Source organism: Paenibacillus sp. VMFN-D1, from assembly GCF_003386155.1.
GTDB classification, from domain to species: Bacteria; Bacillota; Bacilli; order Paenibacillales; family Paenibacillaceae; genus Paenibacillus_AQ; species Paenibacillus_AQ favisporus.
In genome coordinates, this window is the sequence record NZ_QRDU01000004.1 from 548,685 (window position 1) to 563,507 (window position 14,823).

Genomic DNA, 14,823 nt, shown 5'->3' on the forward strand with positions numbered 1-14,823 from the left:
TTTTTGCGAAACAGGAGGTTACGGATTATTCCTGAAGCTGGCGGAGGACGATGATCTCCACCCGGCGGTTTTTCTGCCTTCCGGCTTCGGTGCCATTATCCCCGACAGGACGCGTGTCGCCGTATCCGGCGTACTGGAACTCGTCCGGGTTCAGATGCTTTTGATCGAGGAAAAACCGCAGGACCGACAGCGCCCGCGCTCCGGAAAGCTCCCAATTGTCCTTGTAATTTGAAGCATGCACGATAGGCAGATTGTCCGTGTGGCCCTCGATGCTGATCACCGTGCTCAGGTTCTTGAACAGGCTGGCGAGCTTGTCCAGCACCGGTGCCGAGCCGGGCTTCAGGTCCGCTTTGCCGACATCGAACATAAATTGGTCGCTCAGCGTAATGGAGATGCCTTGAGGCTCGTCCGCCACAAATATCTGGTCCTCCAGCCGGTTATCCTTCACATACTGCGAGATAACCTGCATCAGGTTCTGGAGCTCCTGCTCCTGCTTGCGGAAGGCAAGCTCCCGTTCGGTCAGTTCCTGAGAACCGCTGTTCTGCGGTTTTTTGGCCGTGTCGGGATTTCGATGCGTATTTTTGTCCGCTTGACCGGTGATGCCGGATCCCTTTTCGAGGATCGAGTCGCCGCTTTTGAACGTATGCTGCAGGGATTGTGTGATCGCTTCGTACTTCTCAACGTCCAGCCGGCTCATCGCGAACATCATGACGAAAAAGATCAGGAGCAGCGTGATCAGGTCCGCGTAGGTGATCAGCCACCGGTCCCGGCCGCCGTCTCCTTCGCTTTTCCTCCGGCCCTGTCGTCTATTCCGCTGTCTCATCGATGAATTCCTCCTTCACGGCAGGGGCATGATAGCTGTCCACCGGTGTGAAGGAAACGAGCTTTTTACGCACCATGTTGGGGTGCTCGCCGTTCTGAATCGCCAGAATGCCCTGCATCAAAAGTTCCAATTGCTGAATTTCATCGGCGCTGCGGGACTTAATTTTTGACGCAATGGGTAAAAAGATAATATTGGCGCTTGCCACGCCGTATAACGTAGCGGTAAAAGCAACCGCGATCGACGGCCCGAGATCGGTCGGCTCGGACAAGCTGCCGAGGACATGGATCAGCCCCATAACGGTGCCGATGATACCCATGGTCGGGGCGTAGCCGCCTGCGGACTCGAATATTTTGGCGTAGTTTTCATGTTTTTGCTCTACAGCGTCCATTTCGAGCTCCATAATCTGTTTGATCTGGGATTCTTCCGTTCCGTCGACGACCAGCTGAATGCCTTCGCGAAGGAACGAGTTGTGATGGTCCATCGCCATTCTTTCAAGGGAGAGCACCCCATTGCGTCTGGCTGCTGTTGCCATGCCAACCAAGTCTTCGATCAGCTGGTTCGTATCCTCGGCCGGTTTGCTGAAGGCAAAGCGCAGCGCTTTGGGAATCGATTTGAGCCGGTGAAGCGGGTAACTGACAACGACAGCGGCAATAGTTCCCCCGAATACGATCAGGGCGGCCGCTGCCTGCATTAATCCATTAATCTGACCTCCTTCCCATAAAAAGCCACCTACCAGCGCGGCAAGTCCCGCCAGGATGCCCAGTATTGTTGTGATTTCCATGTTGTGCTATCACTCCTGTTCATGAGTTAGGGTTTGCATACGGCACTTGATCAGAGTATAATAGACGGGAACAAATATTCTTATTTCAACAATGATTTCCTATAGCTTATATCGGGAAATCTCGACATATAGTTTAGAATATCTATTTTAGATGATAAGGGTGATGTTGGGCAATGAGCGATATTGTCGTCAGTACCAAGACGTTTGAGCTTGAGTCGGAATACACACCGCAGGGCGACCAGCCGAAGGCCATTACCGAGCTGGTGGAAGGCCTGAAGCAGGGGAAGAAGCATCAGACGCTGCTCGGTGCGACCGGTACCGGCAAGACCTTTACCATTGCGCAGACCATCGCCAAGGTGCAGCGGCCGACGCTGGTCATCGCGCATAACAAGACGCTTGCCGCCCAGCTGGCGAGCGAATTCAAGGAGTTTTTCCCGAACAACTCCGTCGATTACTTTGTGAGTTACTATGATTACTATCAACCGGAAGCGTACATCCCTTCTTCGGATACGTATATTGAGAAAGATTCGAGCATCAACGAAGAGATCGATAAGCTGCGCCACTCCGCGACCAGCTCGCTGTTCGAGCGGCGGGACGTTATTATCGTAGCGAGCGTCTCGTGTATTTACGGCTTGGGTTCGCCGATGGAATACTCCAGCATGCTGCTGTCGCTGCGCGTAGGTATGGAGAAGCCGCGCAATCAGATTTTGTCGCGCCTGGTGGACATCCAATATCAGCGCAACGATATTAACTTCGTGCGGGGCACGTTCCGCGTGCGCGGCGACGTCATTGAGATTTTCCCGGCTTCCAAGGGGGAACAGGCGATCCGCGTGGAGCTGTTCGGGGACGAGATCGAACGGATTACGGAGATCGACGTCCTGACCGGCGAGCTGATCGGTGAACGCGATCATATCGCGATTTTCCCGGCGTCTCACTTCGTAACGAAGGAAGAGACGATGCGTGTGGCACTGGTTAATATTGAGCGGGAGCTGGAAGAGCGGCTCGAGGAGCTTCGCTCCCAAGGCAAGCTGCTCGAGGCTCAGCGCCTGGAGCAGCGCACGCGCTACGACATCGAGATGATGAAGGAAGTCGGCTTCTGCTCGGGGATTGAGAACTATTCCGGACCGTTAACGTTCCGGGAACGGGGAGCAACCCCATATACGCTGCTGGACTATTTTCCGGATGATATGCTGATCGTCGTCGACGAGTCCCATGTGACGCTGCCGCAGATCCGCGCGATGTACAACGGGGACCGGGCGCGCAAAACGGTGCTGGTGGAGCACGGATTCCGTCTGCCGTCGGCTCTGGACAACCGGCCGCTTACGTTCGAAGAGTTCGAGAGTAAAGTGAATCAAATTATCTACGTGTCAGCGACGCCGGGGCCGTATGAGATCGAACACTGCGATACGATGGTCGAGCAGATCATTCGGCCGACGGGACTGCTGGATCCGGTGATCGAAGTCCGGCCGACCGAAGGGCAGATCGACGATCTGATCGGGGAGATCCGGGAGCGGATCGACCGCGACGAGCGGGTGCTCGTGACGACGCTGACCAAGAAGATGGCCGAGGATTTGACCGACTACTTGAAAGAGATTGGGATCAAGGTCCGGTACCTACACTCGGATATCAAGACGTTGGAGCGGATGGCGATTTTGCGTGACCTGCGTCTGGGTACGTTCCATGTGCTGATCGGGATCAACCTGCTGAGAGAGGGACTTGACCTGCCTGAGGTATCTTTGGTTGCGATCCTGGACGCCGACAAGGAAGGCTTCCTCCGCTCGGAGCGGTCGCTCATTCAGACGATCGGCCGCGCGGCCCGGAACTCTGAGGGCTTTGTTCTGATGTATGGCGACAAAATTACGGAGTCGATGGACAAAGCGATCAAAGAAACCCAGCGCCGCCGCACCATGCAGATTGCCTATAACGAGCAGCACGGGATCACGCCGCAGACGATCCGCAAGAAGGTGCGGGACGTCATCGAGGCGACGAAGGTGGCCGAGTCGAAGGCGGAGTATTTGACCGGCACCGGAGGCAAGATGTCGAAGAAGGAGCGCCAGTCGGTGATCCAGCGTCTGGAAGCGGAAATGAAGGATGCCGCGAAGAACCTGCAGTTCGAGCGCGCCGCCGAGCTGCGTGACGCCCTGCTGGAACTGAAGGCGGAATAAACAAGAACATGGATAAGATAAGGGAACGGCCGCTTGTACTGGTCGTTCTCTTTGTGGATAAATCCCATAAATAGATCCTTTCAAAGGAGATGAGCGACCATTGGCCAGCGAGAATATCGTCATTAAGGGTGCCAGGGCCCACAATTTGAAAAATATAGATATCACGATTCCCCGTGATAAATTCGTCGTTTTAACCGGACTGAGCGGTTCGGGCAAGTCTTCCCTAGCGTTTGACACGATTTATGCGGAAGGGCAGCGCCGTTATGTGGAGTCACTGTCCGCGTATGCGCGGCAGTTTTTGGGGCAGATGGAGAAGCCGGACGTCGACTCGATCGACGGGCTGTCTCCGGCCATATCGATTGACCAGAAGACGACGAGCCGCAACCCGCGCTCTACCGTCGGAACGGTAACCGAGATTTACGATTACCTGCGGCTTCTGTTTGCCCGTGTGGGCCATCCCCACTGTCCGGAGCACGGCATTGAAATCACGTCCCAGACCGTGGAACAGATGGTCGACCGGATTATGCAGTATCCGGAGAAGACGCGTCTGCAGCTGCTGGCACCGATGATTTCCGGCCGGAAGGGCGAGCACAAGTCTTTGTTTACCGACGTGGCCAAGCAGGGCTTCGTACGCGTACGGGTAGACGGCGAGCTTCGCGATCTTTCCGAAAATATCGAACTGGAGAAAAACAAGAAGCACTCGATCGAGGTCGTTGTCGACCGGATCGTCGTTAAGGAAGGTGTGGAGGCGCGCCTGGCGGACTCCATCGAGACGGCGCTGAAGCTGTCCGGAGGCCAGCTGTTGGTCGATATTATGGGCCAGGAAGAGCTGCGTTTCAGCTCCAATTTCGCCTGCCCGATCTGCGGATTCAGCATTGAGGAGCTGTCCCCGCGGATGTTTTCGTTTAACAGTCCGTTCGGGGCCTGTCCGGAATGCGACGGACTTGGCGTGAAGATGATCGTCGACCCTGAGCTGCTGATTCCGGACCGGGAGAAATCGATCGATGACGGCGCTTTTCTGGCGTGGACAGGCAGTACGTCCAACTATTATCCGCAATTTTTGAAATCGGTATGTGAGCATTACAACATTCCTCAGAATGTTCCGGTCAGCCAACTGAAGGAAGAAGACATGAACAAGCTGCTGTACGGAACGGGTAACCAGAAGGTTCGCTTCCGTTACGAAAATGACTTCGGACAGCGGAAAGAAGCGTTTGTGGTGTTTGAGGGCGTCATTCCCAACCTGGAACGCCGCTACCGTGAAACGGCTTCCGAGGGCATCCGCGAATTCATCGAAAACTTCATGAGCGCGAAGCCATGCGAAGTCTGCAAGGGTCACCGTTTGAAGAAAGAAGTGCTTGCCGTAACCGTTAACGACTACAACATGGCGCATGTGACGAGCCTGTCCATCGGCGAAGCGATGAAGCTGTTTGACCAGCTTGAGCTGTCCGAGAAGGAACGCTCGATTGCGAATTTGATCTTGAAGGAAATTAACGCGCGCCTCGGATTCCTCGTGAATGTCGGGCTCGATTACCTGACGCTGAGCCGGGCCGCGGGCACACTCTCCGGGGGAGAGGCCCAGCGGATCCGCCTGGCTACGCAGATTGGCTCCAGCCTGATGGGCGTGCTCTACATTCTCGATGAGCCGAGCATCGGTCTGCACCAGCGGGATAACGATCGGTTGATTTCTACGCTGGAGCATATGCGGGACATCGGCAATACGCTCATCGTCGTAGAACATGACGAGGACACCATGATGGCCGCAGACTATATCATCGATATCGGTCCGGGTGCGGGTATTCACGGCGGCCGTGTCATCGCTCAAGGCACGCCGGAGGAAATCATGAAGGATCCGAACTCCTTGACCGGCCAATACCTGAGCGGACGCAAGTTCATCCCGGTCAATACGGAACGCCGTAAGCCGGATAACCGCTGGTTGGAGATCCGCGGAGCGAAAGAGAACAACCTGAAGAACATCAATGCCAAAATTCCGGTAGGTGTCTTCACGGCAGTAACGGGGGTTTCCGGTTCAGGCAAATCGACGCTCGTGAATGAGATCCTATACAAAACGCTTGCCAGGGAGCTCAACAAGGCGGTCAAGGTCAGACCCGGACAGCACAAGGAAATCCGCGGGCTCGAGCATCTGGAGAAGGTCATCGACATCGACCAGTCGCCGATCGGCCGCACGCCGCGTTCTAACCCGGCAACCTACACCGGCGTGTTCGATGATATCCGTGACATTTACGCACAGACGAACGAGGCCAAAATCCGCGGTTATAAAAAGGGACGCTTCAGCTTTAACGTGAAGGGCGGACGATGCGAAGCCTGCCGCGGGGACGGCATCATCAAGATCGAGATGCACTTCCTGCCGGACGTCTACGTGCCGTGTGAAGTCTGCAAAGGCAAACGCTATAACCGGGAAACGCTGGAGGTTAAGTACAAGGAAAAGAGCATTGCCGACGTGCTTGAAATGACGGTGGAGGATGCGACGGAGTTTTTCAAAAACATTCCGAAGATCCACCGGAAGCTTCAGACGCTGCTCGACGTGGGCCTGGGCTATGTCACCTTGGGACAACCGGCCACGACGCTGTCCGGCGGCGAGGCGCAGCGTGTGAAGCTGGCCTCCGAGCTGTACCGGCGCAGCACTGGCAAGACGCTCTACATTCTGGATGAGCCGACGACCGGTCTGCATGTCGACGATATCGACCGTTTGCTGACTGTGCTTCATCGCCTGGTTGATTCCGGGGAATCCGTGCTCGTCATTGAGCACAACCTGGACGTCATCAAGACGGCCGATCACATTATCGACCTGGGTCCTGAAGGCGGCAGCGGCGGCGGAACGATCATTGCCTCTGGTACGCCGGAGCAAATCGTGAAGGTCGAGCAGTCGTACACAGGCAAGTACCTGAAGCCGATCCTGGAGCGCGACACGGCGCGCAGCGAAGCTTTGAAGGTGACGAGCTAATAGCGACCAGCTTGTACCAATGATGTAACCAGGGTCAAGTGTGGAACGATTACACGAAATAAGGATATAGATCTGATCATGTCTCCATTCCGCCGCGAGGCGGGGGAGGCATGATTTTTTTGTAATGAAGAAGGTATATGTTCTGGAGATTCTGTGTAAGTTGAACCAAAGAATACGATGTAAGCAAGGGAGTAAAATGATTCCGAAGAAGCGAAGCGGTCACATTTGGCTTTCGGATTTTTTACCTTACGTGGGTTCAATACAATCAAGAAATCCGAAAACAAGAGGGATCGTAGGGACATTTTACGTACTTGCCCCATCATCCAATTCAATTTTCACTTATATGGATTTCTTATACGTTAGGATATATCCGCCATCCCAACCTCCATGGTGACTGAGCAGGATCCATGAGCCATCCGGAAATAAGCGCCATTTTTCATAAATTGCAGCCAACCGGGGTAATAATATTAAGGATTAGGTTTCTACACATGCACATGGTAATTGATCTGAGGCGACAAGCCCCAATTACCAGAAAAAGGCGATTTTATGACAATTTCAATTTTTTACATCCGAAGTCTTGCATCTCATCGCCCAGAACGATAACATGTAGAGAGATATGTAAATTGAGCGAAGCCACAAGAGGAGGTCCAACCATGTTGCTTGCAGAAGCTGCTGCATCGGCTGCATCCAAATTCAATACCTTTGACGTATTCATGATTCTGTTTACGATTTTGATCCTGATCGGGATTATCCGTCTGGTGAAGCAACCGGTTAAGAACAAATTTGCAATCGGATTCAGCGTGATTTGCTTGCTGGTCTTTTTAGCGTCCGACTTTGCGATGATCCAGAACTGGATGAGCTAAACGGATACAACTCCAACGAAATTGCGACGAATGAAGACACCTTTCGCTAACCGGCGGACAAGGGGTCTTTTTTTGTTTAAGCCATTGGGATTCAGGCTGTGGAAATTTCCTATTAAATATAGGGCTTCCAGCAATTGTACACGCCCGGTTTGTGTGATACATTGAGGCTATGATTCAGGGGAAAGGATAGACTCCGGAGATCTGCAGATCAAGATAAAGATAAGGTCAGGTGAGGGAATGAAACCGACGGGGAAAAAGTGGGTCATTACGCTGCTCAGCACGATCGTGCTCGTCAGTGGAAGCGCTGCGGCCGAGGCACAGAGCACAGGCAAAACGGCCACAACGGCATCCAAGGCGGGACAAGCTGCGCAGAAGGCAAAAACAGCAGCATCAAGCGCATCTACAGCAAAAAAGGTCAACATCCAGGTGGCAGCGGATCCGGTCCCGCAAATCGTCAAAGACATATCGCCTTCGGTTGTAGGGATTATCGGCCGCTCGACGGATACGACGCTGACGGGAGGCGCGACCAACCGCTACAATTTGGCGCACGGTACAGGAGTCATCGTGAAGTCCAACGGTTGGATCGTTACCAATGCGCATGTGGTGAACGGACTGGAAGGTACGCTGGTCGTCACATCCGACGGCAAATCGTATAGCATTGTGGATTCATACATAGACGAAACAAGTGATATTGCCTTAATCAAAATCAATGCCAAATCTTTAGTGCCAGCGGTCTTTGCCAAGTCCGCACAAACTGCGCAGGTAGGGGAGAAGGTCATCGCGATCGGTACGCCGATCTCTTTTTCCCTGCGCAATTCAGCGACGGTGGGCGTTGTCAGCGGTCTAAACCGGGGCGTGAACGCTTTTTACCGGCTGATCCAAAGCGATACGGCAATTAACCCTGGCAACAGCGGGGGGCCGCTCGTCAATATGCGGGGCGAGGTGATCGGGATCAACAGCCTGAAGTTCGCAGCCGTCGGCGTGGAAAATATGGGCTTTTCCATCCCTTCGGATACGGTGCAGTACGTGATGGGACAACTGTTCAAGTATGGGGAAGTGAAGCGCCCAAGCCTCGGTTTCAACATGGAAGAGAGCTGGTCTGCCATTGTCGGACTGCCGACGGATGATCCGTTAACCGTTACGAAGGTCTTTTCGGATCAGGCCAAAAAAGCCGGCATTCAGGAAGACGACGTGCTCTACAGCATTAACGGCAAGCGGGTGACCTCGGTCGTGGACATCAACGAAATGTTTAAGTCCTTTTTACCGGGGCAAACGGTTAAGCTGCTGATGCAGAGCGGCGGGGATATCGTGGAGCGGAAGCTGGTTCTGTCGCAGGCGGGCGCCGATGGTGACGCCTACAATGACGAGAGCGGACCGGGAGAGGAATTTTAATGGGGAAGAAGGGACAGTCACGGATGAAGGGAAGCGCATTGCGTAACATCGGATCGGCGGCACTGGCCGGCATCATCATGCTGGCAGCCGCATTGCCCGCGTGGGCGGACAGCAGCTCGGACAAGCTGACATTGCAGCTCAAGACGGGAAGCACCGCGGCGGTGATTAACGGGCAGACCGTACAAATTTTGAAGCCGTTCAAGAAAAATGGAACCGTAATGGTTCCGCTGGGCGTGTTCAGCAAAGCGTTCGGCAGCGAAGTAAAGCTGGAAAAAAACAATGTGGTCAAAATCGGATACGGCCCTCATCAGATCAGCTTAACGATCGACAGCCATCTGGCTTGGGTGGACGGACGCAAAGTGAAGCTGGAGGCTGCCCCGTCCATGATGAACGGCACCCTGATGGTTCCGCTTCGTGTGGTGGCGCAAGGCATCGGAGCGCAAATGAATACAGGGTCGGCGGGGGAATGGGTGATCAGCCTGAAACCTTCGGAGGATGATGCCAGTCCGCAGGATCCGGGGATCGATTCGGACGTAGGCAAGACGAAGATCGGCAACAGCTACTACGGCTGGACAATGAATTATCCGAGCGGCCTGATCGTCGGCAGCGGCGATGAGACCGAGAGTATTGCGTCTTTTAACGATGCAGAGGAAAAGTACTACATTGAAGTCCACGCTTCTGATGAGGATGCGGATCTAAGCACCGATGATTTGCTGGATCGGCTGGTGGAGGACGCCAAAAAAGGCGGCGAGATGGTAGTGGACCGGGGGACCTTCCCGAAAGCAAAGGTGCCGTATGCCCGTATTGTGACCAAGGACGGGGACGGAACCTTCTGGGAGTGCCGGATGTATTCGAGCCATAATCGTCTGTACGAGCTGTATTTTGCTGATCTGCAGGCGTCCAACTACAAGGACCTGAATAAATATGCCGGGCTGCTGAACTCTTTTGATACGAGCTTTAATCCGGCGGACAAAACTGTGAAGGATCTGTCGACTGTCAAAAATGGCATGCGCGGCGTGTATAACGAGGATTACGGCATTGCTTTAGACATCCCGGCCGACTGGAGCATGGACAATGCGGACATGTATTATGAAAGCAAGGACGGCAGCTACTTGAAGCTGAACGTGTCCACTGGACCCAAAGGCGACTCGCTCGACCAGTGGGGCGGACAGATGAAGAAATGGCTGGAAGAGTCTTTCGTCAAAACTTCGTATGAGGTCGTCAATACTTACCCGCTGGAGGTATCCGGGGAACAGGCGCTGGTGAACGAAGCCAGGTATAACTACGGTGACGGCTGGATCCGTGAATATGAAGTGATGATTTTGAAGGACGGTTACCGCTATTATGTGGAATATGCAGCTCCGGAAGACCAGCCGGCGGATGTGGCCAAGTTCAAAGATTTGATGAACGGGATCAACATTGATTTTACCGTCGTACCGGAATCCTTCGGGAGTATGGAAGAGAACACGTTCCTGATCGATAAATCCAAGAGAACGACCAAGACGTCCAAAACCTATCAGTACCAAATTCGTATTCCGCAGTACTGGAGCGCGAATCGCGACCAGTTTGAGCTGTCGCCGGTGGAGTATCAGTTCGTGGGCGGACGCATGATGATCACGGCCGAGAAGGATAGCTCCTTTGAAGAAGCCGTAAGCCAGCTGAAGTCGTTCTACAATGAAGCCGTGAAGTATCAGAAAGATTTGAAGCTGGAAAAGGTAGAGAATACGACCTTTGCCGGCGAGCCGGCTGTCGTCTTTTCCATCCACCAGGTGAAGGACGGCATTCCGTACAGCGCACGCCAAATCGTCGTTCAGCATAACGGCACGGTGTACACGCTGTCCGCGTCCCTGAATGACGCCAACGCCACGGATATTCAGAAGAAGACGCTGGATGAGACGCTGAATTCTTTTACGTTTACGAAAAAAGATGACGTCAAGACCACTGCGGCTGCCGGACAGAGCTGACCGGTGGACGTTAGATAGCTGCTGCAAATAAGAGCAGTAGAATATATGTTGATCAGGAACCGGGATAGCCGAAGGCTGTTCCGGTTTTTGGTGTGGCTGGCGGGATCTGAAATGCGTTAGAGGGTGATGGCTTGGCTTGTGATGTGCCGGGCGTCTGCGGTAACGTCTTAGAGGTGCTTTGGTTTTGCTGCATATGGAGTTTTGCACACTATATAATGCTCGCTGGTCCATTCACCTGGTTTGCACCCTACCAAACACGGATAACCTGATAGTATGTAATGCGAAAATTGCTGCCTTCCTATGGGAATCGAGATAATTCGTGGGGATAGTAGAAGGATCGGAAGATGTCTGGTACACTAGATAAGTTAAAGCAGAAGTGGTGCTGGTGATTCTTTTCGTTAGGTCAGCAATGAGTACGAGAATTCTAGAATTTGAACCGGCAGGACCGGTTTGGGAGGATATAGATGAACAAACAAGCATTAAGAAGGGAAGACGTGGAGCTTCTGGCGCCGGCCGGCGACTGGGACTGCATGCGTGCGGCAGTAGCCAACGGAGCGGATGCGATCTTTTTCGGCGTGGAAAAGTTTAACGCCCGTGCCCGGGCGAACAACTTCCGGATGGCGGAGCTGCCGGAGATCATGTCGTTTCTTCACAGCTATGGCGTGAAGGGCTTTTTGACGTTTAACATTTTGGTGTTTGAAAACGAGCTGGAGGATGCCAAGGAACTGATCGACGCCTGTATCGATGCGGGCGTGGATGCTGTGATTGTACAGGATTTGGGGCTGGTGAAGCTGATCCGGGAAATTTCCCCGGACTTCCCGATTCACGGCTCAACCCAGATGACGATCACTTCACCGGAAGCGGTGGAATTCACCAAGCCGTGGGGCATGGAGCGTGTCGTGCTTGGGCGCGAGAACAACCTGAAGCAGATTCAAAAAATCGGGGAACAGGCGAAGCTTCCGATGGAAGTGTTCGTGCATGGCGCCCTGTGCGTCTCCTATTCCGGTCAGTGCCTGACGTCGGAAATGTGGGGCGGCCGCTCGGCCAACCGCGGCGAATGCGCGCAAGCCTGCCGCCTGCCGTATGACCTGATCGTGGACGGCGAGCAGAAGCCGATGGGCGATGTGGCTTATCTGCTGTCGCCAAAAGACTTGGCGGCCATCGATTTGATGCCTGAGCTGATCGAGGCGGGCGTCACGTCCTTTAAAATTGAAGGGCGCTTGAAGAGCCCCGAGTACGTGGCCAACGTGGTCAGCAAGTACCGCAAGGCGATCGACCGTTACTTTGACGGCGACAATACGCCGCCGAGCGAAGAGGAAATGCGCGAGCTGCAGCAGAGCTTTTCGCGCGGTTTTACGCACGGATTCCTCGAAGGCACGAACAATAAAAAACTGGTCGACGGCACGTTCCCGAAAAGCCGCGGCGTGTACGTCGGCCGGGTCGAAAAGATTCTGCGCGACGGCGTCGTCTGCAAGATCGAAGCTCCGCTGAAGCGTGGGGATGGCATCGTGTTCGACGCCGGCGACCCGACAAAGCAGGAAGAGGGCGGACGGATTTACGATTTGCGACGCAAAGGCGTCAAGATTGACGGGGAGGCCGGCGAAGGCTGGATCGTGGACATCGTTCCGGGCCGGAGCGACGTGGACCTGCGTAAGCTGCATGTCGGTGACCGCATCTGGAAAACGAACGATCCGGCGCTCGACAAGCGTCTGCGTCAAACGTTCGAAACGGAGAAGCCGTACCGGGTGTTCCCGGTACATGTGAAAGCCGTGGGCCATGCCGGCGGTCTCCTGACCACCGTCTGGACCGACGTGCAGAAGGGCACGACGGTGCAGGTGGACTCGGAGATGGAGCTGGAAATCGCCAAGAAGCGGCCGATGGATTACGCTCTGCTCGAGGAGCAGTTCGGCCGCCTGGGCGGCACCGTCTACCAGCTCGAGAAGCTGGACGTCGACCTGCAGGGTGACGTCATCGTGCCGATGCGCGAGCTGAACAATATCCGCCGCCGTGCGGTGGAGCTGCTCGCAGGCGAGCGCCCGAAGCCGCCCGTGTACGTGAAACGGGCGGCAACCGTGTACGGCGATGCCGCGCACAGCGCATCGCCGGTGGCCCGCGGTGAGGCGAAGCTCACCGCGCTGTGCCGCAGCCTCCCGCAAGTTGAGGCTGCGCTCGAAGCCGGCGTAGAGATGATATACGCCGACTTCGAGTTCATCAAGCAGTTCCCGGCAGCGGTGGAAGCCGTTCATGCCGCCGGCAAGCGGATCGCGCTGGCGACGCCGCGCATCCATATGCCAAACGAGAACGGCTACCACAAAAACATCCTGCGCCTCAAGCCGGACGCCGTGCTTGTGCGCAACACCGGGGCGCTGTACTTCTACCTGCGCCACCGGATGGAAAACCCGGATGCCGATCATCCGCAGCTGATTGGCGATTTCTCGCTGAACATCGCCAACCACAAAGCGGTGGATCTGTTCCTCGAAGCCGGCTGTGACCTGGTCACGCCGTCTTACGACCTGAACATCCAGCAAATGGTCGATCTGCTGGAGCGCTCCAAAACGTCGCAGATGGAGATCGTCATACACCAGCATCTGCCGATGTTCCATACGGAGCACTGCGTGTACTGTACCTTCCTGAGCGAAGGCACCGACTTCACGAACTGCGGCCGTCCGTGCGAATCGCACCGGGCGTCCCTGCAGGACCGCATTGGCATGTCCCATCCGGTCCGCGTGGACGAGGGCTGCCGCAACACGGTCTACAACGCCATCGAGCAGTCCGGTTCCGAGTACCTGACGAACTTCATGGACCTCGGCGTCTCGACCTACCGCGTCGAGTTCCTGGAGGAAACGCCTGAACAGGTGCACGAGGTCATCGACCTGTACAACCGTGCCCTGCGCGGCGAAATCAGCGGCACGCAGGTGTGGAAGACGCTGAAGGCGACGAATCAGCTGGGGGTAACTCGTGGACAGCTGGTGAAATAAGAAAAATAAATGAAGGCAGAATCCCGCCATGTCGTGCGGATTCTGCCTTTTTATGTGCTAATGCTTATGATAATGGCTTGTTTTTTATCTCTAAAATATTCATTTCCTCGTGCTGGATGTATGGTGTATTGTATATATATGGAATTTGGAAGTGTTAACTACAGCTCATTCGATTCTCCCCTAATCCTCTCTGACCCCACTCCCTTGAAACAGTTTTCCCTAAGATGATTTATGACTTAAAAAGGGCGGACCAATAGATCACCCTACGGTTTGGTAGCACCATATATTAATAAGAATGAATTCGATTTTGGTTACTTACAAGACTACCATTAGGGGGCCTTCCGTGTGAAAGTGAATCAATTACGCTTGGCAGATGCCATATGGATTGAACCTGTTGTTCATGGTGACAACCGGGGTTTTTTTATGGAGGGGTATAACGAGGCTGTGCTGCGCCAGCAGGGAATTACGCACACATTCGTTCAGGATAATCAATCGCTCTCCGCAGAGGCGGGCGTCATCCGCGGCCTTCACTATCAATTGAACCCCAAAGCCCAGACCAAGCTGGTCCGCGTTCTGAGCGGTGTGATTTATGATGTGATAGTGGATGTCCGGCGGGATTCAGCGACGTTTGGAGAGTGGACCGGCGTGATTCTTAGTGAGTATAACAAGCGGCAGCTGCTTGTCCCCAAAGGGTTCGCCCACGGATTCTGCACGCTGGTTCCGGGTACGCAGGTTCTGTATAAGGTGGATGAATATTATTCTCCTGAACATGACCGGGGCATCTTGTGGAACGATCCTGCGCTTGGCATCGATTGGCCGGTCTCCAGTCCGATCCTGTCGGATAAAGATCAGCGCCATCCTCTGCTGAAGGATGCGGAGCTTAACTTTTGATTAC

At 54.4% G+C, this 14,823-nt stretch carries 9 protein-coding genes; 7 read left to right on the forward strand and 2 right to left on the reverse strand.

Annotated features, from left to right (window positions below; translation table 11 throughout):
- Positions 1–25 precede the first annotated feature (25 nt).
- Both C7820_RS26300 and C7820_RS26305 read right to left on the reverse strand, forming a co-directional pair.
- Complete coding sequence (locus C7820_RS26300) at positions 26–823, reverse strand: OmpA/MotB family protein (protein ID WP_116233521.1); 798 nt, start codon at positions 821–823, stop codon at positions 26–28.
- The gene (locus C7820_RS26305; protein WP_116233522.1) at positions 807–1,604 is read right to left on the reverse strand and encodes a flagellar motor protein; all 798 of its coding nucleotides are present in this window, start codon (positions 1,602–1,604) and stop codon (positions 807–809) included. The genes C7820_RS26300 and C7820_RS26305 overlap by 17 nt, the downstream gene beginning before the upstream one ends.
- Positions 1,605–1,777: 173 nt before the next feature.
- Between C7820_RS26305 and uvrB the strand changes: the two genes are divergently transcribed.
- The 7 genes from uvrB (at position 1,778) to rfbC (ending at position 14,819) form a co-directional block, all read left to right on the forward strand.
- Positions 1,778–3,769: an excinuclease ABC subunit UvrB gene (gene uvrB / locus C7820_RS26310; RefSeq protein ID WP_116233523.1), complete on the forward strand. Its 1,992-nt coding sequence runs from the start codon at positions 1,778–1,780 to the stop codon at positions 3,767–3,769.
- 100 nt (positions 3,770–3,869) lie between these two features.
- Positions 3,870–6,731 (forward strand): excinuclease ABC subunit UvrA, encoded by a 2,862-nt coding sequence (gene uvrA / locus C7820_RS26315; RefSeq protein WP_116233524.1) that lies wholly within the window; start codon positions 3,870–3,872, stop codon positions 6,729–6,731.
- Positions 6,732–7,384: 653 nt separating this feature from the next.
- Complete coding sequence (locus C7820_RS26320) at positions 7,385–7,594, forward strand: hypothetical protein (protein ID WP_076174517.1); 210 nt, start codon at positions 7,385–7,387, stop codon at positions 7,592–7,594.
- A 237-nt stretch (positions 7,595–7,831) separates the two neighbouring features.
- Complete coding sequence (locus C7820_RS26325; protein WP_116233525.1) at positions 7,832–8,986, forward strand: S1C family serine protease; 1,155 nt, start codon at positions 7,832–7,834, stop codon at positions 8,984–8,986.
- Positions 8,986–10,950 (forward strand): copper amine oxidase N-terminal domain-containing protein, encoded by a 1,965-nt coding sequence (locus C7820_RS26330; protein ID WP_258875428.1) that lies wholly within the window; start codon positions 8,986–8,988, stop codon positions 10,948–10,950. Before C7820_RS26325 ends, C7820_RS26330 begins: the two co-directional genes overlap by 1 nt.
- Positions 10,951–11,414: 464 nt before the next feature.
- A complete protein-coding gene (locus tag C7820_RS26335; protein WP_116233526.1) occupies positions 11,415–13,928 on the forward strand; it encodes a U32 family peptidase in 2,514 nt (837 codons plus the stop codon).
- 345 nt (positions 13,929–14,273) lie between these two features.
- On the forward strand, positions 14,274–14,819 hold the full coding sequence (gene rfbC, locus C7820_RS26340; protein WP_116233527.1) for a dTDP-4-dehydrorhamnose 3,5-epimerase: 546 nt from the start codon (positions 14,274–14,276) through the stop codon (positions 14,817–14,819).
- Positions 14,820–14,823 lie beyond the last annotated feature (4 nt).

Excerpts from the sequence above, each read along its gene's own strand:
- C7820_RS26300 (WP_116233521.1), bottom strand. The coding sequence starts at position 823 with ATGAGACAGCGGAATAGACGACAGGGCCGGAGGAAAAGCGAAGGAGAC.
- C7820_RS26335 (WP_116233526.1), top strand. The coding sequence starts at position 11,415 with ATGAACAAACAAGCATTAAGAAGGGAAGACGTGGAGCTTCTGGCGCCG.
- C7820_RS26325 (WP_116233525.1), top strand. The coding sequence starts at position 7,832 with ATGAAACCGACGGGGAAAAAGTGGGTCATTACGCTGCTCAGCACGATC.
- C7820_RS26330 (WP_258875428.1), top strand. The coding sequence starts at position 8,986 with ATGGGGAAGAAGGGACAGTCACGGATGAAGGGAAGCGCATTGCGTAAC.
- uvrB (WP_116233523.1), top strand. The coding sequence starts at position 1,778 with ATGAGCGATATTGTCGTCAGTACCAAGACGTTTGAGCTTGAGTCGGAA.
- C7820_RS26320 (WP_076174517.1), top strand. The coding sequence starts at position 7,385 with ATGTTGCTTGCAGAAGCTGCTGCATCGGCTGCATCCAAATTCAATACC.
- C7820_RS26305 (WP_116233522.1), bottom strand. The coding sequence starts at position 1,604 with ATGGAAATCACAACAATACTGGGCATCCTGGCGGGACTTGCCGCGCTG.